This window comes from Lysobacter soli (assembly GCF_009755585.1).
Classification (GTDB): domain Bacteria; phylum Pseudomonadota; class Gammaproteobacteria; order Xanthomonadales; family Xanthomonadaceae; genus Lysobacter_J; species Lysobacter_J soli.
Map to the genome: position 1 here is coordinate 2,553,857 of NZ_CP046603.1, position 22,540 is coordinate 2,576,396.

The following is a 22,540-nucleotide window of genomic DNA, read 5'->3' on the forward strand; positions in this document are numbered from 1 at the left end:
TCCCGCACCCTCCCACGCCCTTGCGGTCGTGGACGACACACGCGCGGCACGCCGCGTTCCCCATGCGTGCGCAGTCGCATGCCCTGCTCTTCACCAGGTGACGAAACATGGCCACTCACGTGATCTCCCGGGCCGATGCCCCCTACGCCGTCCCGCCCGCCGCCAACGCGCGCGAAGACGACATCGACATCCCCACCCTCGTATCCACGCTCACCGACAACAAGTGGCCGATCCTCTTCGGCACGCTGGCGTTCTTCATCGTTTCGGTGGCGTACGTGCTGCTGGCGACGCCGCAGTACGAGGCCAACGCCGTCGTGCAGGTCGAGTCCCGTCCGCCGACGGTACCAGGCCTCAACCAGCCCACCACCGCGCCGGCACCGCCGATCGTCGATGCGCCCGCGGCGACGGAAACGCAGCTGCTGACCTCGCGCCGCGTCCTGGGTGAAGCGATCGAACGCCTCGACCTGGATACCGTGGTCGAGCCGGTCCGCATGCCGCTGATCGGCGCCATGGCCGCGCGCATGCAGCAGCGCCTGCATCCGGGCGAAGTGGCCTCGCCGTGGTTCGGCCTGGACAGCTATGCGTGGGGCGGCGAACAGGTCGACGTCGGCTCGTTCGAAGTGCCCGAGCAGCTGGTCGGCATTCCGCTGCAGCTGATCGCCGGCGAACGCGGCAAGTACAAGCTGCTCGATCCGGACGGCAACCTGATGCTCGAAGGGCGCGTGGGCCAGAAGGCCACCAACGGACGCGGCCTGACGCTCGAGGTCGAACGCCTGGCCGCCAATGCCGGTACGCGCTTCGAGCTGACGCGGCTCAACACCATGGCGCTGATGACGCAGCTTAAGGGCAACATCACCGTCAGCGAGCAGGGCCGCAACTCCGGCATCATCAACCTGACCTACCCGCACCCGGATCCGCTGCGCGCGAAGCAGGTGCTGGACCAGATCACGCAGGCCTACGTGCGGCAGAACGTGGCGCGCAACTCGGCCGAAGCGGCCAAGCGCCTGCAGTTCGTGACCGAGCAGTTGCCCAAGGTGCGTCGTGAGCTCGCCGATGCGCAGGCGCGGTTGAACACCTTCCAGTCGCGCACGCGCACGATGGACGTCGGGGTGTCGAACAAGGCCCTGCTCGACCAGACGGTCGCGCTCGACCAGAGCATCCAGCAGCTGCAGGTGCAGCGCGCCGACATCGCCAGCCGCTACACGCCCGAGCATCCGGTCTACCAGTCGCTGATGCGCCAGATCGGCCAGTTCGAGGCGAAGAAGAACCAGATCATGGGCCAGATCGGGAACCTGCCCGACACGCAGCAGGGCCTGTTCCGCCTCAACCGCGACGTGGAGGTCATCAACCAGACCTACGCCAACCTGCTCGACCAGGCGCAGCAGCTGAACATCGCCGCCGCCAGCGCGGTCGGCAACGCGCGCGTGATCGATCCGGCCGACGTCAACATGGACAGCCCGTCGTGGCCGAAGCCGCTGATCGTCATCGGCGCCGGCACGCTGATCGGCGCGATGTTCATGGTCGCCTTCGTGCTCACGCGCCAGATGTTCCGTCGTGGCGTCGAGGATCCGGTCGACATCGAACTGCTCGGCCTGCCGGTTTACGCGTCGATTCCCTTCAGCGCGAAGGGCAAGCAGATCGTCGCTCAGCCGGGCACGGCCGCGCGTCGCGACGGGAAGCAGCGCCTGCTGGCGTTCCGCTCACCGTCGGACCTGGCGATGGAGGCGCTGCGCACGCTGCGCACGAGCCTGCATTTCGCCCGCTTCGAGATGAAGAACAACATGCTGATGATCGCCGCGCCGAGTCCGGGCGTGGGCAAGTCGTTCGTCTGCGCGAACCTCGCCGTGACGATGGCGCAGGCCGGCCAGCGCGTGCTGCTGGTGGACGCCGACATGCGTCGCGGCACGCTGCACCTGGCGCTCGGAACGCGCGCCGACGGTGGTCTTTCGGAGCTGATTTCCGGCCGCATCGACGAGATCCAGGCCGTGCGCAAGGTCGGCGGCACGGAGAACCTGTCGTTCATCTCGCGCGGCACGATCCCGCCGAATCCGTCGGAACTGCTGATGCATCCGCGCTTCACTTCGCTGCTGGACAAGCTCGCGCAGCAGTACGACATCGTGGTGATCGATACGCCGCCTGTGCTCGCGGTCACCGACGCCGCGGTGATCGGCCACCACGTCGGCACCTGCCTCATGGTGGTGCGCTGGGGCCTCAACCAGCAGCGCGAAATTGCACTCGCCAAGCAGCGCCTGGAACAGAACGGCGTCGAAGTGCGCGGCGCGATCTTCAACGCGGTGCAGAAGCGCGGCTCGGGTCAGTACGCCTACACGTACTACGACTACCAGCCCATGAAGGACGAACCCCTGCGTGCGGGAGCGAGGTAACGCGATGCGCACCCAGATCACGATGTCGCCCTATTACGGCACGCCGGACTTCTCGCGCCTGATGCGCGAGGACGTCCCGCCGCCGGCCGTGGATCCGGTGTCGGTCGCCGACATCCTGCGCAATGCCTTCGTCTATCCGCCGTACTCGATCTACGAAGGCGTCCGGCTCGTCACGTTCGGGTTCTGCCCGCACGACGACATGCACACCGAGCCGAAGTTCCACTTCAAGTTCCGCAACGCCGGCGAAGTGCCCGAATACGCCGCCACCGAGCAGGACTGGGTCTCCGGCTACCACCGGCGCCTGTGCGACGCGATCCAGCGCAGCTGCGCGGGCATGAGCTCGCCGTGGCTGCTGCAGAGCGGCGGCAAGGACTCGACGACGCTGGCGATCGCCATCGCCGACGCGCGGCCGGACACGACGTGCATCACCTACCTCGGCGGCCAGGAGGAAGACGAAGTCGAATCGGCGACGCACGTCGCGCGCACGCTCGGGCTTCGTCATGAAACGCTGACCTGCGATCCGGCGCGCGCGTACGACCGGTACCTCGGCGTCGTCGATCGCATGCCGTTGCTGACGGCCGACTTCGCGCTGCTCTCCTGCATCGACCTGGGCACCGAAGTGGTCGGCCACGGCGGCGACGGCGTCGTCGACGGGCTCGGTGCCGACAGCTATTTCGGCACGCCGATGAGCAAGCGCCAGGAAATGCTCAAGCGCCTGTCGCGCGACTTGCCGCTGCCGGGCTGGCTGTCGGAGCTGCCCGGCGTGGATCGCAGCTTCAAGCTCTGCTACATGCTCAGCACGCTGCGGATGAACGAAATCGAGCGTGCGTTCCCGGGCTCGCGCTTCAGCGACGACGAAGTCGACGAACTGCTCGGGCGGCCGATCTCGCAGCATTCGCGTCACCGCCTCGAGCTGTATCGCGAGGAAATCGGCTCGGCGACGAGCCTGTGGGAATGGCGCGACATGTCGACGTCGATCGCCGGCTCCGCGGGCGCGTTCGCCAAGGGGCTGTACTCGAGCGCCGCGCTTGGCCTGAAGGTCGCCTACCCGTTCTGCGACCTCACGCTGCGCGAGTGGATCCATCGCGAAGTGCCGCGCTACCAGAAGGTCGATCCGGTCACCAAGCTCAACAAGCTGCTGATCCGCGACCACATCGCCACGCGCTTCGAGGAGCTGCCGTACGTCACCGGCAAGGGCAGTTTCCGTTTCGACGTGCGGGGACTGGCGAAGGCGAGGTTCGACCGCGTGCGCGAGTTCGCGCGCGATTCGGCCGAGCTTCCCGGCGCCGGCGCATGGCTGGACCGCAACCGGCGCCGTCTCGACAACAAGTACCACGCGTCGAAGTTCTACCTCCTCGCTGTCGTGCTTCCCTGGCTCGCATCGCGTCGCGAGCGGCGCGCGCAGGTACAGGACACCGACATGCGCGAACGCGCCTATGCCTGATCTGTTGCGGCGGCGGATTGCCGCGTCCATGGCGATACTGGCCGCGGCGCCCACGGCGTCGTGGGCAGCGGCCCCGTTCGGCAACGCCGTCATCGACGTGCGCCGGCACGGTGCGCGCGGCAACGGGGTCGTCAACGACACGCGTGCGTTCCAGGCGGCCATCGACGCCCTTCCGCCTGCCGGCGGCACGGTTCAGGTGCCAGGCGGCGATTACCTCATCGACCCGGTCGTGGGCGTGAAGCTGCGCAGCCGCATGCATCTGGCGATGTCGCCGGGTACGCGTCTGATCGCCAAACCGAACGCGGCCGAACGCGCTTACGTGCTCAATGCGCATCGCGTGAGCGACGTGGTCATTTCCGGCGGCCGCATCATCGGGGAACGTTCCTCGCACAAGGGCACCACCGGCGAGTGGGGGCACGGCCTGATGATCCGTGCGTCCGAGCGCGTGCAAGTGCGCGACATGCACATCTCGCACTGCTGGGGCGACGGGATTTCCATCGGTGGCGCGAAGGTGGGCGCGACAGTCGTCCCCAGTCGCGACCTGACCATCGAACGCGTCGTCTGCGCCGACAACCGTCGCCAGGGCCTCACCATCGGCCGCTCGCGCCGTGTGCGCGTGTTCGATTCCGAATTCATCGACACCGGCGGCACGCTGCCTGGCGCCGGCATCGACGTGGAACCCGACCAGGGCGACATCGCCGACGACATCCTCGTCGCACGTTGCACCGTGCGCGGCAACGAGGGACCCGGCATCCAGCTCTACAAGCGTGTCACCGATGCGACCGTGCGCGATTGCCTGGTCGAGCGAAATCGCGGCCACGGCATCCTCACGGTCGGCGCGACGGATTGCCGCATCGAAGCCAACCGTATCCGCGAAAACGTGCTCGGGGGCGTCGGCGTCCGCCCCGGCACTCGGGGCCTGGTCATCTCGCGCAACGAGTTCGACGACAACGGCCGATCCGCGAAAGCCATCGCGAGCGGTGCCGGTCGCGGCGGGAAACGGCACGTGGTCATCGGCGAAAAGACCGAGCGCATCAGCGTCGAATCGGACAACCGTTATCTCGATTAGCCCAAGCGGGCTCATCCAGTGGGCCGTTACGCGCCGACTGGCCAGCGCATCGCCGCGTGAAGATCGCGCGTGACGAACGCCGTCACGCGCACGGTACGATTTCACACGACCTAACGCGCGTGAAGCGCGTTTCGAGCGGGCTCATGCACGCGTATGGCGGCCCCGCCCGGTTCATGCTGCGCAAACGCGCGACATCGCGCAGCAACGATTACGCAGTCATGAACTTGAATGCGGATGTTTATGAACGTCACGCGCCGATTTGCTTGCGCGCGTGCACAAATAGTGAAGAAAGGGGTTTCGATTCACAGTTGTTCCTGTAGGGTGCACGGCAGTCACGAACATGATCGTGGCGTGATGACGTGAAGTCGCGAGGGGGCGCACTTCACACACCAAGCCCCAATCGAGCCGAACCGCTCACCCGGGGGCGTTCCTTAATTCCGGAACCCTACTGTGAACGAGATCCAGCCCATGGCGCCCGCGACTGCCGAACGTCGCGAATTCCTCCGCAAGACCCTGCTCCTCACCATCCCGTCCGTCATCGGCTTCGGTGGCATCGGCAAAGTGATGGCCGCCGCCGGCGCCACCACTGCATCCACCTTCTCTCCGACGGCGCGCGCCCGCGGCTCCGCGTCGGTCAGCGTGCGCAACTACGGTGCGCGCGGCAACGGTACCAACGACGACACCAAGGCCTTCCAGGCCGCGATCAATGCGCTGCCCTCCTCCGGCGGCACGGTTACCGTTCCGGCGGGCGACTACGTGATCGATCCCACCGTCAATGTCCGCCTGCGCAGCAAGATGCACCTCAAGCTGGCCGACGGTGCGCGTCTGCTGGCCAAGCGCAACAGCGCCGAGCGCGCGTACGTGCTGATGGTCTACAAGGTCAGCGACGTGGAGATTTCCGGCGGCCAGATCATCGGCGACCGCGACAACCACCTGGGCACCGCCGGCGAGTGGGGCCACGGCATCATGGTGCGCGGCGCCTCCCGCGTGACGGTGCGCGACATCCACATCTCCAAGTGCTTCGGCGACGGCATTTCCATCGGCGGCGCCATGGTTACCGGCGCGCCGACCATCCCCAGCAACGACGTGATCGTCACCAACGTCGTGTGCACCAACAACCGCCGCCAAGGCCTGACCATCGGCTGCTCGACCAACGTGAAGGTCTACGACAGCGAGTTCAGCTACTCCAACGGCGTCGCCCCGCAGTGCGGCATCGACATCGAGCCGGACTCGAGCGATTCGCGCACCACCGACACGGTGCACATCGAGAACTGCCTGATCCGTCGCAACAAGGGCAACGGCATCCTGTCCTACAAGCGCGTCAAGGGCGTGACGATCAAGAACTGCACGCTGGAATACAACGGCGGTTACGGCCTGCTCACGGTCGGCGCCAACACCGGCTACGTCGCGCAGAACCGCTTCCGGCACAACTACCTGTACGGTGCGATGTTCTCCGCGGCGACCAAGGGCTACCAGACCAGCGGGAACGTCTTCAAGAACAACCATACCCGCATGCACGGCGTGAACACCTCCTCCACCCCGTATGTCTCGTTGACGGGCCTGGTAGGCGGCAACACGGGCAACGGCGCGCACATCGCCAAGAGCTCGGACAGCACCGACATCCGCGTGACGACCAACCAGTACGCGAAGTAAGACGCGACACCCGCCCATTCTTTTTTGACACTCGTCAAGGGCAAACGGCCGGCGCAAGCCGGCCGTCTTTTTATGCGCGATCCATGACGCATCCGGCCGCGTCCGTGACGTGTCGCCCAACTGTTTCGCTTTCGATACAGGACGCGGCGCCCGTTTATCTCAGGATGCGAATGTGACAGCGCGGTGGAGGTCGGCAAAAAAGCATTCGTTACCATCGAGCGACCTCCACGACCGGACGTTCCGCCGCTTCCATCGCTGATCTTCCATGCGCTGGGCGGCCCGCCATGCCGATGCGAATCGTCTTCTTCGCGAACACCGACTGGTACCTCTACAACTTCAGGCTTTCCACGGCCCGTCATCTCCACGCGCACGGCGCAGAGGTGGTGATGGTGTCGCCACCGGGAGAGTTCGGCGCGCGGTTCGCCGAACACGGCATCCGCTGGGAGGTCCTGCCAATGGATCGCGCGAGCCTCAATCCCGCTCGCGAGGCCGTGACCATCCATCACCTTACCCGGCTGCTGCGCCGCGAGCGCCCGCAGCTGATCCACAACTTCACCGTCAAATGCGCCGTGTACGGCGCGCTCGCGGCCAGGCTGGCGAACGTGCCGGCCGTGGTCAATGCCGTGGCGGGCATGGGCTATGTATATGCAAGCGACACATTGAAAGCCCGCGTGCTGCGCCCGGTGGTGAGCGCGCTCATGCGATCGACGCTCGGCCACGGGCATTCACGCGTGATCCTGCAGAACCCCGACGACGCCGCGGCCCTGACCGAATCGAAGCTCGTGCCGGACGATCGCATCCGCATCATCCGCAGTTCGGGCGTGAACATCGATCGCTTCCAGCCCGTGACGCACGAAGGCGACGGGCCGCTGCGCGTGCTGCTCGCGGCCCGCCTGCTGCGGGAGAAAGGCGTCGGGGAATTCGTCGAAGCCGCGCGCATGCTGAAGGATCGGGGACGGACCGTGCAGTTCCTGCTGGCCGGCACGCCCGACCCGGGCAATCCGTCGTCCTACGCGAAGCACGAGATCGAGCAGTGGCATCGGGAAGGCCTCATCGACTGGCTCGGCCACGTCGACGACATGCCCGCCCTGATGCGCACGGTGCACGTCATGGCACTGCCCAGCTACTACCGCGAAGGCGTGCCGCGCTGCCTGATCGAAGGTGCCGCGAGCGGGCTTTGCCTGATCACCACCGACCTGCCCGGCTGCCGCGAGGTCGTCACCGGCCACGGCATCGACGGATTGCAGGTGCCGCCACGCGATGCGCCTTCGCTGGCCGCGCTGGTGATGCAGCTCGACGACGACCGCGCGCTGGTGAAGCAGCTCGGCGTCCGCGCGCGCGAGCGTGCCGAGCGCCATTTCGACGAACGGCTCGTCATCGACCGGACCCTGGAGGTGTACGCCGAGCTGCTCGCCGATCCGTTCCCCGCGCGCTCGGCCGTTGCTGGATGAGCGCCCGCATGAGTGCGAGCGCCTGGCGGCCGGCGGCGACCGCGATCGGCATGCTGTGGCTGGCCACGCTGGCCGGCGCGGCCATGGTGTTCCTCGCGCAGATCCTGCTGGCGCGGCGCCTGGGGCCGGATGACTACGGCCTGTTCGCGTCGTCGCTGGCGACGGTCACCGTCGTGGCGCCGATGGCCGGCTTCGGGCTGTCGCAATTCCGCCTCAAGGCCTACGGCGCCGAAGGATGGGCGGCCGATCGCTGGCTTCGCCCGTCGCTGCGCTTCTCGGCCTTCACCGGCGCGCTGGCATGCGCGGCGGTGATCGCATGGGCGCTGATGGGCAATGCGGTCGACGATGACACGCGGTTGACGTTGCTGCTGCTGGTGCCCGTGATCGCGGGCGTGTTCGCGGTGGACCTGGTGGGCAGCAAGCTGCGCCTGGAAGAGCGCCACGGTGCACTGGCCGGCTGGCAACTGCTCATGCCCGCTGGCCGCCTTGCGGTCGCGGCCACGCTGCTGGTACTGCCGATTGCGAGCGCGCAAGGCGCGGCGCTCGGGTACGGGCTGGTCGCGCTGCTGATCGCCGGCCTTGCGTTGCCCCAACTCATGGCGATGCAGCAGGGACGCGTGGACCTGAAGGGCCATGGTCCGCGACCGGCCGCTGCAAGCTTCGAGTCGACGCCCGGCGCGATGCAATTGTGGTCGAGCGCGTGGGCCTACGGTGTCGCGGCCGTTTTGTATCCGGTCTTCTTCCAGGTCAGCACGGTGCTGCTGAAATACCTGGGCAGCAACGCGCAGGCGGGCCATTACGGCGTGGCGCTGGCGGTCATGACGGCCATCTACCTGTTTCCCGCCACGGTCTACCAGAAGTTCCTGCTTTCGCGCCTGCATCGGTGGGCCGTGCACGACAAGGCGCGCTTCTGGCGCGTGTACCGGCTCGGCAACCTCGCGATGCTCGGGATGGGCATGGTCGTGGGCGTGATGCTGGCCGTCGTGTCGCCCTGGCTGGTGCCGATCGCGTTCGGACCGGCGTTCGTCGACGTCGTCGAATTGCTCACCATCCTCGCGCTGTGCGTTCCGATCCGCTTCCTTTCCACCGCGGTCGGTTCGGCGCTCCTCACCGAACACCACATGCGCTACAGGGTGGTGGCGATGCTCGTGGCCACGCTCGTCGCGGTGGCGCTCAACTGGGTGGCGATCCCTCGCTGGGGCCAGACCGGCGCGGCCTGGGCCACCGTATTGGCCGAAACGGTGTTGCTGCTCGCCATGTGGCTTGGCACACGCCGCCTGACCCGACCGGAGAAAGCAGCATGACGCATCGCCCGCGCGTGGGTTTTACCGGCTACTACGGGATGCGCAATTTCGGCGACGACCTGTTCGGCGTGCTGTGCACCGCCGCGGCGCGCCAGTACTGGAACGCGGACCCGCTGCTGGTCGGTCCTGGCCTAGATGGCGCCCCTGCGCGTGCCATGTGGCCGTCGGCGTTTCCGGCCGAGCTGTACGGCTCTGCCGGTCCCGTCGGAAAGGCCGCGCGCCTGGTCGGTTTCGTGCGCGGCCTGCACGCGAGCGACGTGCTCGTCATGGGTGGCGGCTCGGTCATCACGGCACGCGAGTCGTTCCGCAAACCCATGATGCTGTCCGCGGCACGCCGCAATCGCGTGCAGCTCGCGGCGGTCGGCGTGTCGGTCGGACCATTCCCTGACGCCGCGTCGGAAGCAGCTGCCGCCGCGTTCGTTCGCGAGTTCTCGTACCTGTCGGTGCGCGATCGACGTTCGTACGAGCTGGCCTGCCAGATGGGGCTGGAGCACATCGTCCACGAGGGACGCGATCTGGCCGGACTGTTGCAGAGCGTGGCGCCGCAAGTGCCGACGCGCGATAACGAGCGAGGGGGCGTGCCGCGCATCGGCCTGGCCCCATGCCGCTACCAGGTACGCGCCGACCATCCCGCGCCCACACCTTCGCAATGGCACGATGCGGTGGTGCATGCAGTGACGCGCATGGCGTCGAGCGCCCCCCTGCAGGTCGAGGTGTTCAGCCTCAATGGCCACCCCCAGCATGGCGACAACGCGATGGCCGAGCAGTTGCAGCAGCGCCTGCGCGAGCGCGGCGTCGCCGCCGAGCTTCATGCCTATGGCGGCGGCGATCCGCTCCGCACCGTGGACGCGATCCGCCGGTGCGATGCCTTCATCAGCGCCCGCCTGCATGGCGCGATCGTGGCCTACCTGTGCTCGGTGCCGTTCGCCATCGTGGATTACCACCCCAAGTGCCGCGACTTCGCCCAGGACATCGGCCTGCCGGCACATCTGCGCATCAGCGATGGCGCCCACGACACGAGCGCGTTCGTGCACGTGGTGGATGCGTTGCTGAATGACAGCGGGGCACGCGCCCGCCTTTCACCCGCCGTATACGCGCAGGAGGCGCAGGACATATTCCAATGCGCTCCATGGTCGAGTCCCGCCACCTTCCACACACGCGCGTCGAGCGCGCCCGCCTGATGACCGATCCCGCCACCACCGCCCCAGTCAGCGTCGTCGTGCCGTGCTACCGCTGCGGTGCGACCATCGCCGATGCCGTGGCCTCCGTCGCACGCCAGACCTTGCCTCCGCGCCAGGTGGTGCTCGTCGACGATGCGAGCCCCGACGACACCGTCAGCGCATTGCACGCGGTGGCCGCGCAATACGCGCCCGGGTGGGTGCAGGTGGTCGCACTGCCTGCCAATCGCGGGCCCTCGGGCGCACGCAACACGGGCTGGGAACACGCGACGGAGCCGTACGTCGCCTTCCTCGACTCGGACGACACCTGGGCGCCCACCAAGATCGAACTGCAGATGCGCGCCCTGCGTGCCGATCCGGAGATCGCGCTGCTCGCGCACCGCATGGCCGTACGCGATCGAGACCGTCCCGCGCCGCCACCACCGCGCCAGGCGCGCACGCATATCGTGCCGCGTCGCCGTTTGCTGCTGAACAACCCCTTCCCGACCGCCTCGGTCGTGCTTCGACGCGACCTGCCGTTCCGGTTCGACGAGAACTACCGCCGCGTCGAGGACTTCCTCCTGTGGGGCCAGATCGGCTTCTCCGGCTACCGTTGCGCCAAGCTCGACCAGGTGCTCGCGTACTGGCACAAGGCCAATTACGGCGCCGGCGGCCTGAGCGAAGACCTCAAGGCCATGCATCGCGCGGGCCGTGAGGTGCGGCGCGAACTGTTGCGCCAGGGGCTGGTGAGTTATCCCGAGCATCTGTTCGCGCGCAGCGTCGGCATGGTGCGCAAGGCACGCCAGCGCATGCTCCTCGCCCTGCGACGTGCCACCGAAGGAGGCGCCACCTCGTGAACGCCAATGTTCCCGAATACGGCATGACGCAGCGGCGTTCGACGTACATTCCCGCCACGACGACGCTCAGCGTGCTGCTGTTGATGGCGGTTGGGCTGTTCGGCTGCTGGCTCGTCGGCACGCGTCCGCTGGACGTGGGCACCGACACGCAAACCTACGCCGGCTTCTTCCAGGGCCTGAGTTCCGGCGGTGGCGAAACGCGCCTGGAGCCCGGCTTCGTCTACCTCACGTGGGCGCTGTGGAAACTGGGCTTCGGCGTGGTCGGCTACCAGACCGCGCTTTTCGCGTTGATGCTCGGCACGGTCTTCGTTGCGACGCGCCGTTACCAGGACTATCTCGTCGGGGACGACCCCGTGCAACGCCGGGGATTCCTGACGTTCCTCGGCGCGGCGATCATGCTGCTGTACGTCTCGCCGATGTTCGTCAACGCGACGATCAACGCGGTGCGACAGGGCCTGGCTGCGCTGCTGGTGTTCGCCGCGCTGCTGTCGTTCCAGCGCAAGCAATGGTGGAGTTTCGTCATCCTCGGCGCGGTGGCGAGCAGCCTGCACCTGTCCTCCCTGATGTACCTGGTGTTCGCGCCGGTACTGCTGTTCGGTACGAGGATGCAGCGCGTGATCGCGCTGATCGCGTTCGCGTCCTACGTCAGCGGCCTGTCGACGATGGTCATCCGCGCAACGATTCCCGCCCTGTACGAGCTGATGATGACCTACACCGCATCGGGGCGCTCCAAGGTCGGCGTACGCGTCGACTTCGCGGTGTTCTCCATCTTCTGGTACACGCTGCCCTACGTGCTCGCGCCGCTGGTACGCGCGGACTATCGCGAGAAAATCAAACGAAGCGCCGCGGTCTACCTCGTGATGACGCTGCCGTTCTTCGCCGTGGGCTGGGGCTACTTCTCCAACCGCTACCTGCTTCCGGCATGGCTGAGCGTCTCGTTGATCCTCGCCGCGATGCTGGTCCACAGCCGCGTCGCGTTGCTGCGCAATCCGTTGCTCCTGCGCTTCGGGCTGATCCTGTCGTGCGCGGCGTTCTACTACTATGTCACCAACGAAATCCTGATCTGAGGATGTCCGCCACGCATGCAGGCCCTGCAATCGTTGCTTGTCGCCCTGACGTTTCCCCCTGCCCTGTCCGTCGCGCTGCTCATCGTCGCGGCGCTGTTCGCACTCATCCGCTGGCGTCGCATCGCCATGGCCACGGCCGTGCTCGCCGTCGCATGGTCCGCATTGCTCGCCATCCCGAGCGTTTCGGACTGGGTGCGCGGCCGGCTCGAAAGCCGATATCCGCCCGTCGATGAATCCACCTTGCCGCAGGCCGACGCGATCGTCGTACTCGGCGGCGCCACGCACTTCTACTGGCTCGAACGCCAGAACGTCACGGCCTACGACCTCGAGAACAGCCGCCTCGCCGCGGGGGCGCGTGCATGGCTCGAGGGAAAGGCGCCGGTCATCGTGCTGTCCGGCGGCGGCGACAATGGTGGAAACGAAGCCGCGAGCGAAGCGCGCCTCATGGAGAACGCCATCCAGCGCCTGGGCGTTCCGCAGGATGCACTGCTGCTTGAAACAAAGAGCCGCAACACGCGCGACAACGCGCGCTACACCGCGCAGATCGCCCGCGAACACGGCTTCGATCGCATCCTGCTGGTGACCTCCTCGCTCCACATGACCCGTGCCGTGATCGAGTTCCGCAAGGCCGGTGTTGAAATCACGCCCGTGCCGGTTCCCGAAAGCGGCAAGCGCGAACGCTGGACACAACGCTGGCTTCCGTCGGGTCGTGCGTTATGGCGGAGTGGACGCGCGATCAAGGAAATGGGAGCGATCGTGATGTCGCGTCTACGGAACTGAACGACGTGTGGCACGGGTCACACCGCCATTCATTCGCTCGTTCGCATCACTGAATGCAACTGCACTGCCCGCTCATGGCATCACGCCGTGTGCGCCATGCGCGATCTAGGCTTCCGTGGCGAACACAAGGACATCGCTACGTTCACAACGTCGTTCCACCGGCCGCGTCCCGCATGGAAATGGTGACGAAGGGCATCGCGCAGCTGACCAGCCGCGCATGTCGCGCCAAGAACCCGAGGGCCATGCATTGAAGACGCTCACTCTTGCCTGCTCGGTCGCGATCGCGACCGTCATCACCGGGTGCACCGGCCAGCAGATGACGCGAGGCGACATACAGGATTCGCGCTTCGTCGGGGGCGAGGTGAAGATGATCCCGATCACCTCCGACGTCGTCTCCGCGCCCGCGCCCAAGGCCGTCGTACCGCAGGAACTGCTGGCGTTCCGCGGCGAGACCTACAAGATCCAGCCCGGCGATACGCTCATCGTCACCGTGTGGGATCACCCCGAACTCACCACGCCTGCCGGCAACCAGCAGCAGGCCGTGACCAACGGCCGCCTGGTGCAGCCGGACGGCACGTTCTACTTCCCGTATGCCGGCAAGCTCAACGTCACCGGCATGACGATCGAGGACCTGCGCAGCACGCTGACCTCGCGCCTGGCGAAGTACCTCACCAATCCGCAGCTCGACGTCAACGTGGTCGGCTTCGGTAGCCGCGTCGCACTGCAGGGCGCATTCGTCGACACCACGCCGCAGGACGTGACGACGGTTCCGATGACGCTGTCGCAGGTCGTGGGTCGCGCGCGCATCGACGTCGCGCAGGCCGATCTGTCGGGGCTGGTGCTCACCCGCGACGGACGCAACTACAACCTCGACCTGGATGCGCTCAACCGCGACGGCAACGTCGCGCAGGACATCTACCTCAAGCCGGGCGACCGCCTCTTCCTGCCGTTCAACGACCGCAAGGAGGTCTACGTCATCGGCGAAGTCGCGCGTCCGCAGGCGCTCACGTTCAAGACGACCGATGTCACGCTCACGCAGGCGTTGGGTCGCGCGGGCGGTTTGAATCCCATCACCTCCAAGGGTGAGGCGGTCTACGTGATCCGCGGGCTCGAAGACATGGGAACGCCGCAAGCGACGCAGGGCGCCACCACGGTGTACCAGCTCGATGCGAAGTCGCCGGTGGCCTTCGCGCTCGGCGACAAGTTCCGGCTGAAGCCCGGCGACGTCGTGTGGGTCGGCCCGGCCGGCGTGACGCGCTGGAACCGCTTCCTGTCGCAGCTGCTGCCGCTGTCCTCGCTCGTGACCAACGCCGCCTCGGCCCAGTACGACCTGACGCGGTAACGGCCAAGATTCAAGCGTGGGTGGGAGGAGAAAGAGGAGCTTCGGCTCCTCTTTCTCTTTGTGCGAATGCCGGATGTCGATTCGCAGGCCCTGCGCTCGTCGGGGAAGATGAGGCGAGCCGCCTCGTCATCCGGAGCGCCCATGCTGCAGCTGTATGCCCACCCGTTCTCCTCGTATTCGCAGAAGGTCCTGACCGCGCTGTACGAGAACGGCACGCCGTTCGAATGGAAACTGCTGGAGTCGCCCGAGTGCGACGCCTGGCGCGAGCTGGTCGCGATGTGGCCCGTGCGGCGCTTCCCGGTCATGGTCGAGGAAGGCCGCATGGTCGCCGAAGCCAGCTGCATCATCGAATACCTGCACGTGCATCATCCCGGCCCGGTGAAGCTGATCCCGGACGATGCCGATGAGGCGATCGAGGTGCGGATGATGGACCGCTTCTTCGACCACTACATCTCCACGCCGCAGCAGAAGTTCGTGTTCGATGCACTGCGCCCGGAAGCCGAACGCGACACGCGCGGCGTCGAGGAAGCGCGCGACATGCTCGAAAACGCCTACGGCTGGCTCGACGGCGTGATGGCGAACCGCGAATGGGCCGCCGGCTCGCGCTTCAGCCTGGCCGATTGCGGCGCGGGGCCGTTCCTGTTCTACGCGGACTGGACGCACCGCATCGGTCCGCGTTACGCGAACGTGCGCGCCTATCGCGAGCGCCTGCTTGCACGTCCTGCGTTCGCGCGCGCCGTGGACGAAGCGCGGCCGTACCGCTCCTACTTCCCGCTCGGCGCGCCCGATCGGGATTAGGCGCGACTGGACCCCGTTGCCGCGACACGGGCATCATGCGCGCTGCTCGTTCGGGGACCGCGCATGTTGCTCATCATCACCGCCATCGTGCTGCTGGCCGGGCCGGCACTGCTCGCGCTGGCGGGCCTGTTCGCCTCGAAGTCGACCACGCCGGCGCGCGCGGCGCGCATGCGCTGGAGCTGGAGGACCGTCCTGGTGTCCGCCCTGCTCTACGCGCTCGCCTTCAACCTGACGTTCTTCGTGCAGGAAGTCTTCCTCGTCGTGCCGAAGGCGCTCACGCCGGGATTGCAGCCGACGCTGTTCCACAACAACCACCTGTGGACCGGCGAGAACCCGCTGGCGAGCCTGTTCCAGGGCACCGGTGCGCTGGCGACCGCCATTGTCGGCCTGGCGTGCCTGTTCGCGGTGCGCGCGGGTCGTCCGCGTTCTGTTGCGTGGCGGTTGTTCGTCCTGTGGATGGCGTATTGCGGGCTGCTGATGGCGTTGCCGCAGGTGGTGATCGGCGCACTGAGCACGGGCAGCGACGTCGGCATGGCGATGGTGTACTTCGGCCTCTCGCCGGAGACGAAATTCATCGCGGCCTTGATCGCGCTGGCCGCCATCGTCGTCGTGTCGCTCGCGCTGGTGCGACCCGCGCTCGAGCTGGCCGACGAGCCGGCAGCCGTCGCCACGCCGGCGGCGCGTACGCGCTTCGTGCTGCAGACGATCGCGCTGCCGATGCTGATCGGCACGGCGCTGGTGATTCCCTTCCGCGTGCCGCGCGAAATGCTGGAAGTCGTGCTGCTGCCGCTGATCGTCGGCGTCCCCGGGGCGCTGTGGATGCTCGCCGGCGCATGGCGCGTTCGCGATGCGCAGGCGACGGGCACGCCTTTGCGCGCGATCGTGACGCCCCTGCTCGGGGCCATCGCGCTGCTGCTGGTGTTCCAGCTGGTGCTGCGGCCGGGCGTCGCGTTCTACTGAGGCATCACGCGCCCGCGCGCATGCTCGCGCTTTGCCGCCGGGAGCGCACGCCATGGCCGTCGATCCGATTCCGCCGGGACATCACCGCATCACGCCGGGCATCGTCGTGGGCGATGCGAAGGATGCGATCGCCTTCTACGAAGCCGCCTTCGGCGCAACGCTCACCTATCGCCTCGACGTCGGCGGCAAGGTCGCGCATGCCGAGATGCGCATCGGCGATGCGCGCTTCATGCTGTCGGACGAGTTCCCCGAATGGGACGCGCTGGGCCCGGAATCGCGTGGCGGCACCACCGGCAGCCTGCTGGTGTACGTCGACGACGTGGACGCGGCTTTCGAGCGCGCAATCAAGGCCGGCGCGACGGTTTTGCAGGCGGTGGAGAACCAGTTCTGGGGCGACCGCACGGGCACGGTGGTGGATCCCTTCGGCCATCGTTGGATGCTCGGCACGCATGTCGAAGACGTCGACGAGGACGAGATGCGCCGGCGTGGCGCAGAGTGGGCCAAACAGTACGAAACGGACCACACGTAAGCTCCTCGCGCTACTCGCCGCCGCGATCAGCGATTACGCTTGCGGCATGAACACCGCATCCCGATACGAACGCATCCCCTTGCACGCTCGACCGCATCGCGCATCGCGCGCAGGAACCACGCGATGAACGTGTTCTCTCCCGCAGGGCACCTGCCGAACGCGAAATGGGTGCGCGACGGCGTCGACCTGGTCGTGCCGCTGGGCGAAGCGGCACTGATCCTCGTTGCCGCGTGGTTGTTGCGGCTGCTGCTGCGCAAGGCGCTCAACCGCGTGTGCGCGCGCTACGAGTTGCCGGTCGAAATGACCATCGGCGCGCGGCGCGTGATGGGCACGCTGATCTACGTCGCGGCCACTTTCCTGATCCTGCAGCGCCTGGGCGTGTCGGCGTCGGTGTTGTGGACGGCGATCACCGGATTCGCCGCGGTCGCGGCGGTGGCGTTCTTCGCGGCGTGGAGCGTGCTGTCGAACATCTTCTGCACGTTCCTGATCCTCACCTCGCGCCCGTTCCGCCTGCACGACGAGATCGAACTGCTGGAGAACGGCGAGAAGCCGGGCCTCAAGGGCCGCGTGGTCGACATCAACCTGATCTACACGACGCTGCAGGAAACGCGGGCGGACGGCTCGGACACGACGCTGCAGATACCGAACAGCCAGTTTTTCCAGCGTTCGATCCGGCGCTGGCGGGGGGCGTCGTGATCGGTTGACCGTGATCGTGATTGGTTGACCGCGCGGCGCGGCAAGGAGCACAAGGGCGTTGTCGGTATGACATGCTTTTTCGCCGTCATTCCCGCGAAGGCGGCAATCCATCCATTCGACTTTGCTGTCATTCCCGCGCAGGCGGGAATCCATCCGCCCGACGCATCACGCTCTCCGGAAGCCATGACAGCGCCGACAGTTGGATCCCGCCTTCGCGGGGATGACGTTGCTATTAGCTGTCATTCCCGCGAAGGCGGGAATCCATCGATCCGACGCATCACGCCCTTCGGAAGCCATGACGGCACCGACAGTTGGATCCCCGCCTTCGCGGGGATGACGTTGCTATTAGCTGTCATTCCCGCGCAAGCGGGTATCCATCCGTGCGAGGCATCACGCTCGTCGGAGGCCATGACAGCACCGACAGTTGGATCCCCGCCTTCGCGGGGATGACGCCTCTTGGTGCGGTCATCCCGCTCAGGCGGGATCCATCCGTGCCGCCTCACTCCGACGGCACTTCCTCGTACCGCTCGCGCAGCTTGACCGGCTCGGTCTTGCGCGCTTCGCGCTTGCGGATCCACAGGTTGATCATCTCGACGAACACCGAGAAGGCCATCGCCGTGTAGATGTAGCCCTTGCTGATGTGCTGGCCGAAGCCGTCGGCGATCAGCACCAAGCCGATCATGATCAGGAAGCTCAGCGCGAGGATCTTCACCGTCGGATGGCGTTCGACGAAATCGCCGATCGGCTTGGCGAAGGCCAGCATGAAGACGATCGAGATCAAAATCGCGGCCACCATCACCCAGCGCTCGTCCACCATGCCCACGGCGGTGATGATCGAGTCCAGCGAGAAGACGATGTCCAGCACCATGATCTGCGCGATCACGCTGCCGAAGGTCGCGCCGACGACCTTGCCGGTCGAGACCGCTTCGCTGGCGCCTTCGAGCTTCTGGTGGATTTCGTGCGTGGCCTTGGCGATCAGGAACAGGCCGCCGCCGATGAGGATCAGGTCGCGCCACGAGAATTCGTTGCCGAAGACTTCGAACAGCGGCTTGGTGAGGCTCACGATCCACGCGATGGTCAGCAGCAGGCCCAGGCGGGTGATCGCGGCCAGCGCGATGCCAAGCTTGCGCGCCTTGTCGCGCTGGTGCGGCGGCAGCTTGCCGGACAGGATGGAGATGAAAATGATGTTGTCGATGCCGAGCACGAGCTCGAGCGCCGTCAACGTAGCCAGGGCGATCCAGATTTCGGGGTTTAGAAAGATGTCCATCGGATGGATTCGGTTCGGTGGGCGGGAGCCGCAACCCACGCGCGAAACGCATCCGTCGGATCGATCACCCGCCCTTCGCCGTCGCTCATCGCGAGCAACCGACGATCCTTCGATCGGGCTTGATCCGGACGCACCTTCGCCGTGGCTTTACGGCGAAGGTCTTGCTCACAGGCCTGCGGCCTGCTGCTGCACCGGGGCCGGTCCCGTTGCAGGACGACCCGTAATGACGGCGACAGCACGATGGAGCTACTCCCCTTCTGCGGCGATCCTAGCACGGGCGGATCACCGCAACGGAACGAGACGTTCAGGCATGACCCGCACTCAGCCGGCGCAGGCGCATCTGGTGTTCGGCGCGATCGGCGCGCGTGGGTTTGCGCGCGTCTTCCCTGCGCGGCAGACGAACCAGACGCGGCATCCGGGGACGGGTCGAGATCGCGGCCGGCGCCTGGGGAGGAGTCGGAAGCTTGCGGGTGGCCATGGGGGAAAAACCTGTCGGTTCGGGCAAACAGAATCAGGGCAGGCAGGTTAAGCCGGAGCGAAGCAGGCATTCGCCGCGACGTCGCCGGCACGCGCCATGTTTCATGCCTTCATAACCGCGCGTCATGACCGTGCGGTGACGCCATTTCGCGGCGCGAAATCGGCATGGCGATGGTGCAGTGGACGCCGGCATCGGTGAGTTCGTACGTCGTGCGCGCGCCGAACTGGTACGGCAGCGCCCGCTCGATCAGCTCGCGCCCGGCGCCGCTGCCGCGCTCCACGTCGCAGGCGGCCGGCGGCACCACGCCGGTCTCGCGCCAGTCCACGTGCAGCCACGGGCGGCCGTCCTCGTCCTGCACGCTCCAGGCGATGCGCAGGTACCCGGCGGGGTCGCGCAGCGCGCCGTACTTGACCGCGTTGGTGATGAGCTCGTGGATGGCCAGCGCCAGCGGCTGCACGCTGGAGGAGCGCAGCGTCACGCCGTCCGGCCCGGACAGCGTGAAACGCGAGCCGTCCTGCGCGTCCAGGTGCGCCGCCAGTTCCATGCGCAGCAGTTCGTCGAAGGTCACGCGCTGGCCTTCCTTCAGGCGCGACAGCAATCCCTGCACGCGCGCCAGCGAGCCCAGCCGTTCGCTGAACACGGTCGCGAACTGCGCCATGTCGGCGCTTTCGCGCAGCGTCCGGTCGGAAATCGAGCGCACCACGGCGATGAGGTTGCGCGTGCGGTGCTGGAGTTCGGCCACCAGCACGCGCTGGGCGTCCTCGTACTCGCGCCGAAGCGTGGTGTCGATCATCGAACCGACCATGCGCACGGGCCGGCCCGCGGCGTCGTAGAAGAAGCGGCCTCGTGCGTTGGCCCAGTGCACGCTGCCGTCGGGATGCAGGAAGCGCACCTCGCGCGCGTATTCGCCACCGGTGAGCATCGCCTGCCGCACCGCGGCTTCGGACGTCTCGCGGTCGTCCGGGTGCACGCGCGCGACCCAGGCGTCGTAGCTCGGCACGACCTCGCCGGGCAGATAGCCTTCGATGCGGTAGTGCTCGTCCGACCAGGCGACCTCGCCCGTGGTCAGGTTCCAGTCCCAGGTCGCCAGGCGGCCGACCTCGATCGCGCTGCGCAGGCGCTCCTCGCTCTCGCTCAGGCGGAACTGCGCCTTCTTCAGCAGCGTCGCGTCCTGCGCGATGCCGCCGATGCGGTTGATGCGGCAGTCGTCGTCGCGCATCGGGAATTCGGTGCCCAGCAGCCAGAGTTCGTCGCCGGTTTCGCCGTGCAGGATCCGGTACTCCTGTTCCACGCGTTCGCCCTGCTGCACGCGGCGCACCGCGCGGCGCACGGCTTCGCGATCGTCCGGGTGCACCATCGCCAGCCACGCATCGAAGCCGCTGCCGACCACCGCGTCGCAGCGCCGTCCGCAGATGGTCTCGAACGCCGCGCTGACGTATTCCAGCTCCAGCGTGTCGGCGTTGCGGATCCACAGCACGCTGGACGCGGCCTGGCCGAACTGGCGGAAGCGCTCCTCGCTGTCGCGCAACGCGAGTTCCGCGTCGCGGCGCGGCTTGATGTCCTGGAACAGGATGCCGACCTGTTTCTGCCGACCCTTCAGCCGGAACACGCGATAGCGGAAATAGCGCTGCACGCGCGCCGAAGGTCGTTCGAGCGAGCGTTCCTTGCCGGTGCGGATGACCTGCTCGACGATGTCCAGCCATTCCTGGTCGAAGTCCGGCACGACCTCCGACAACCGCCGGCCTGCGATGTCGCGTCCGATGTAGCGACGCGCCATCGGGTTTTCCTGCAGGAACTGCAGGTCGACGATGCGCCCTTCCTCGTCCTTCACGACTTCGCCGATGTAGAACGCCTCGCCCATGCTGTCGAACAGGTCGCGGTAGCGGCGCTCGCTGTCGTGCAGCGCCGAGGCCGCGCGCACCAGCCGCCCCTGCAGCAGCAACGCGTGGCGCAGCAGCAGCCCGAGCATCACCAGCGTGCCGACCAGCCCGTACACGCGACCGATGTAGAAACCCAGCTGATAACGGGCACTGATCATCATCCCGCTGAGCGCCAGTTCGATCACCGCCGCCAGCAGCGTCACGCACAGCCACAGGTCGAGCAGTCGTCGCAGCCGCGTGCGCCAGATCAGCAACGCGATCGCGATCAGGTGCACGGTCCAGACCGCGGTCCCGATCAGGCGCGTCATCAGCGGCCGGTATTGCACGCTCACCAGCAATTGCGGCAGACGATCGTCCAGGCGCACCAGCGCCAGCGCGATCAGCACGACCGAAAGGACCACCGCCGGATACGCGACGCGATGCAGCGGCCATCCGCCGTTGCGCCAGCGCCCGGTACCGGCCAGCGCATACGCGACGACGAACAGCGGCGACGCGCCATGCCAGAAGATCCACAGCCACACGGTGGTTTGCGAGTCGCCGAACAGGCTGCCGCTGACGAAGGCATCGGGGAAACTCAGGCCGTGCAGCAACGCGAACAGCGCGCCGTACAGATAACCGCAGGCCAGCCACAGGAAGCTGCGCTGGTGCAGGTCGCGATACTGCGCGTGCAGCATCAACGCGGCGATCGACGCCAGCACCATCACCGCCGCGTCGTAGGCCGGAACGAAGGTCGGCACCGCCGGTAGCGCGCGCCCGGCGAACGGCGCCGTCGCCGCGAAGGCCAGCAACAGCACGACGGCGACGCAGGCCGCGCGCCGGCGGTCGCCGCGATCGGCCAGCACCATGCCGAGGAAACTGGAGGCCTCGGCACCTGACGTGGACGTCGCAACGGGATGGACGGTCACGGGCGGGCTCCGGGCGGGCTCGCGGACACGATCCGCTCCTGTACCGTGGGCGCTGCGTGAATGCGTGGCCGTCTCGCGGCCTTAACTTTTCGGCGCGAACAATGCGGGTAAACCCGAGGAGAGATCCCATGCGCGACGCTGGCCTCCGCGGTCTCCACCTCCTGCTGGTGGAGGACGACTATCTCCTCGCCTCGGGGCTGCAGGAAGCGCTCGAACTGGAAGGCGCGACCATCGTCGGCCCCTACCCCGATGTCCAGGGCGCGCTGCGCGGCATCGCGCTGGCGACCGTGCTCGACGGCGCGCTGCTCGACGTGAACCTGGGCGACGAGACCTCCTTCGCGGTGGTCGAAGCACTGCGCGGACGCGGCGTGCCGATGCTGTTCCTCACCGGCTATGACGACAGCGCGCTGCCGGCGATCTACGGCGACATTCCGCGCTGCCGCAAGCCGGTTGGTCTGGCCGAACTGGTGCGAGAACTGAACTCGCACCTCGTCCGCGTGGGTTGACGTCGCCCTCGAT

Annotated in this window: 19 protein-coding genes; 16 read left to right on the forward strand and 3 right to left on the reverse strand. The window is 67.1% G+C overall.

What is annotated here, in order from left to right:
* The first annotated feature begins 107 nt into the window (after window positions 1-107).
* From GOY17_RS11605 to GOY17_RS11675, 15 genes are all read left to right on the forward strand, one after another.
* On the forward strand, window positions 108-2,384 hold the full coding sequence (locus tag GOY17_RS11605; protein WP_157030525.1) for a polysaccharide biosynthesis tyrosine autokinase: 2,277 nt from the start codon (window positions 108-110) through the stop codon (window positions 2,382-2,384).
* 4 nt (window positions 2,385-2,388) lie between these two features.
* Entirely contained in the window at window positions 2,389-3,828 is a 1,440-nt protein-coding gene (locus GOY17_RS11610; protein WP_157030526.1) for an asparagine synthase-related protein, read from the forward strand.
* A gap of 28 nt (window positions 3,829-3,856) precedes the next feature.
* Window positions 3,857-4,897: a right-handed parallel beta-helix repeat-containing protein gene (locus GOY17_RS11615; RefSeq protein ID WP_198173670.1), complete on the forward strand. Its 1,041-nt coding sequence runs from the start codon at window positions 3,857-3,859 to the stop codon at window positions 4,895-4,897.
* 468 nt (window positions 4,898-5,365) lie between these two features.
* Window positions 5,366-6,550, forward strand: a complete 1,185-nt coding sequence (locus tag GOY17_RS11620; protein ID WP_157030528.1) for a right-handed parallel beta-helix repeat-containing protein — start codon at window positions 5,366-5,368, stop codon at window positions 6,548-6,550.
* 284 nt (window positions 6,551-6,834) lie between these two features.
* Entirely contained in the window at window positions 6,835-8,001 is a 1,167-nt protein-coding gene (locus GOY17_RS11625) for a glycosyltransferase family 4 protein (protein WP_232338412.1), read from the forward strand.
* An 8-nt stretch (window positions 8,002-8,009) separates the two neighbouring features.
* A complete protein-coding gene (locus GOY17_RS11630) occupies window positions 8,010-9,305 on the forward strand; it encodes a lipopolysaccharide biosynthesis protein (protein ID WP_198173671.1) in 1,296 nt (431 codons plus the stop codon).
* Window positions 9,302-10,486, forward strand: coding sequence for a polysaccharide pyruvyl transferase family protein (locus GOY17_RS11635; RefSeq protein ID WP_157030530.1), 1,185 nt, complete (start codon window positions 9,302-9,304; stop codon window positions 10,484-10,486). The genes GOY17_RS11630 and GOY17_RS11635 overlap by 4 nt, the downstream gene beginning before the upstream one ends.
* Window positions 10,486-11,319 (forward strand): glycosyltransferase family 2 protein, encoded by an 834-nt coding sequence (locus GOY17_RS11640; protein ID WP_198173672.1) that lies wholly within the window; start codon window positions 10,486-10,488, stop codon window positions 11,317-11,319. Before GOY17_RS11635 ends, GOY17_RS11640 begins: the two co-directional genes overlap by 1 nt.
* Window positions 11,316-12,386, forward strand: a complete 1,071-nt coding sequence (locus GOY17_RS11645; RefSeq protein WP_157030532.1) for an EpsG family protein — start codon at window positions 11,316-11,318, stop codon at window positions 12,384-12,386. Before GOY17_RS11640 ends, GOY17_RS11645 begins: the two co-directional genes overlap by 4 nt.
* A 15-nt stretch (window positions 12,387-12,401) precedes the next feature.
* On the forward strand, window positions 12,402-13,166 hold the full coding sequence (locus tag GOY17_RS11650; RefSeq protein WP_157030533.1) for a YdcF family protein: 765 nt from the start codon (window positions 12,402-12,404) through the stop codon (window positions 13,164-13,166).
* A gap of 217 nt (window positions 13,167-13,383) precedes the next feature.
* Entirely contained in the window at window positions 13,384-14,508 is a 1,125-nt protein-coding gene (locus GOY17_RS11655) for a polysaccharide biosynthesis/export family protein (protein ID WP_232338413.1), read from the forward strand.
* A gap of 141 nt (window positions 14,509-14,649) precedes the next feature.
* Window positions 14,650-15,306, forward strand: a complete 657-nt coding sequence (locus tag GOY17_RS11660; RefSeq protein ID WP_157030534.1) for a glutathione S-transferase family protein — start codon at window positions 14,650-14,652, stop codon at window positions 15,304-15,306.
* Window positions 15,307-15,369: 63 nt separating this feature from the next.
* The gene (locus GOY17_RS11665) at window positions 15,370-16,266 is read left to right on the forward strand and encodes a hypothetical protein (RefSeq protein WP_157030535.1); all 897 of its coding nucleotides are present in this window, start codon (window positions 15,370-15,372) and stop codon (window positions 16,264-16,266) included.
* 52 nt (window positions 16,267-16,318) lie between these two features.
* Window positions 16,319-16,795, forward strand: a complete 477-nt coding sequence (locus tag GOY17_RS11670) for a VOC family protein (protein ID WP_157030536.1) — start codon at window positions 16,319-16,321, stop codon at window positions 16,793-16,795.
* A gap of 123 nt (window positions 16,796-16,918) precedes the next feature.
* Entirely contained in the window at window positions 16,919-17,491 is a 573-nt protein-coding gene (locus tag GOY17_RS11675; RefSeq protein ID WP_115841732.1) for a mechanosensitive ion channel domain-containing protein, read from the forward strand.
* Window positions 17,492-17,990: 499 nt separating this feature from the next.
* On the opposite strand, the gene GOY17_RS11680 is transcribed toward GOY17_RS11675, so the two are convergent.
* From GOY17_RS11680 to GOY17_RS11690, 3 genes are all read right to left on the reverse strand, one after another.
* Window positions 17,991-18,758 carry a TerC family protein gene (locus tag GOY17_RS11680; RefSeq protein ID WP_115841733.1) on the reverse strand — a complete coding sequence of 256 codons (768 nt, stop codon included), beginning with the start codon at window positions 18,756-18,758 and terminating at the stop codon, window positions 17,991-17,993.
* A gap of 304 nt (window positions 18,759-19,062) precedes the next feature.
* Window positions 19,063-19,236, reverse strand: a complete 174-nt coding sequence (locus tag GOY17_RS11685) for a hypothetical protein (protein ID WP_157030537.1) — start codon at window positions 19,234-19,236, stop codon at window positions 19,063-19,065.
* A 109-nt stretch (window positions 19,237-19,345) separates the two neighbouring features.
* Entirely contained in the window at window positions 19,346-22,021 is a 2,676-nt protein-coding gene (locus GOY17_RS11690; RefSeq protein ID WP_157030538.1) for a PAS domain-containing protein, read from the reverse strand.
* 128 nt (window positions 22,022-22,149) lie between these two features.
* Here GOY17_RS11690 and GOY17_RS11695 point away from each other — a divergent pair, with 128 nt between their 5' ends.
* A complete protein-coding gene (locus tag GOY17_RS11695; protein ID WP_181902740.1) occupies window positions 22,150-22,527 on the forward strand; it encodes a response regulator in 378 nt (125 codons plus the stop codon).
* Window positions 22,528-22,540 lie beyond the last annotated feature (13 nt).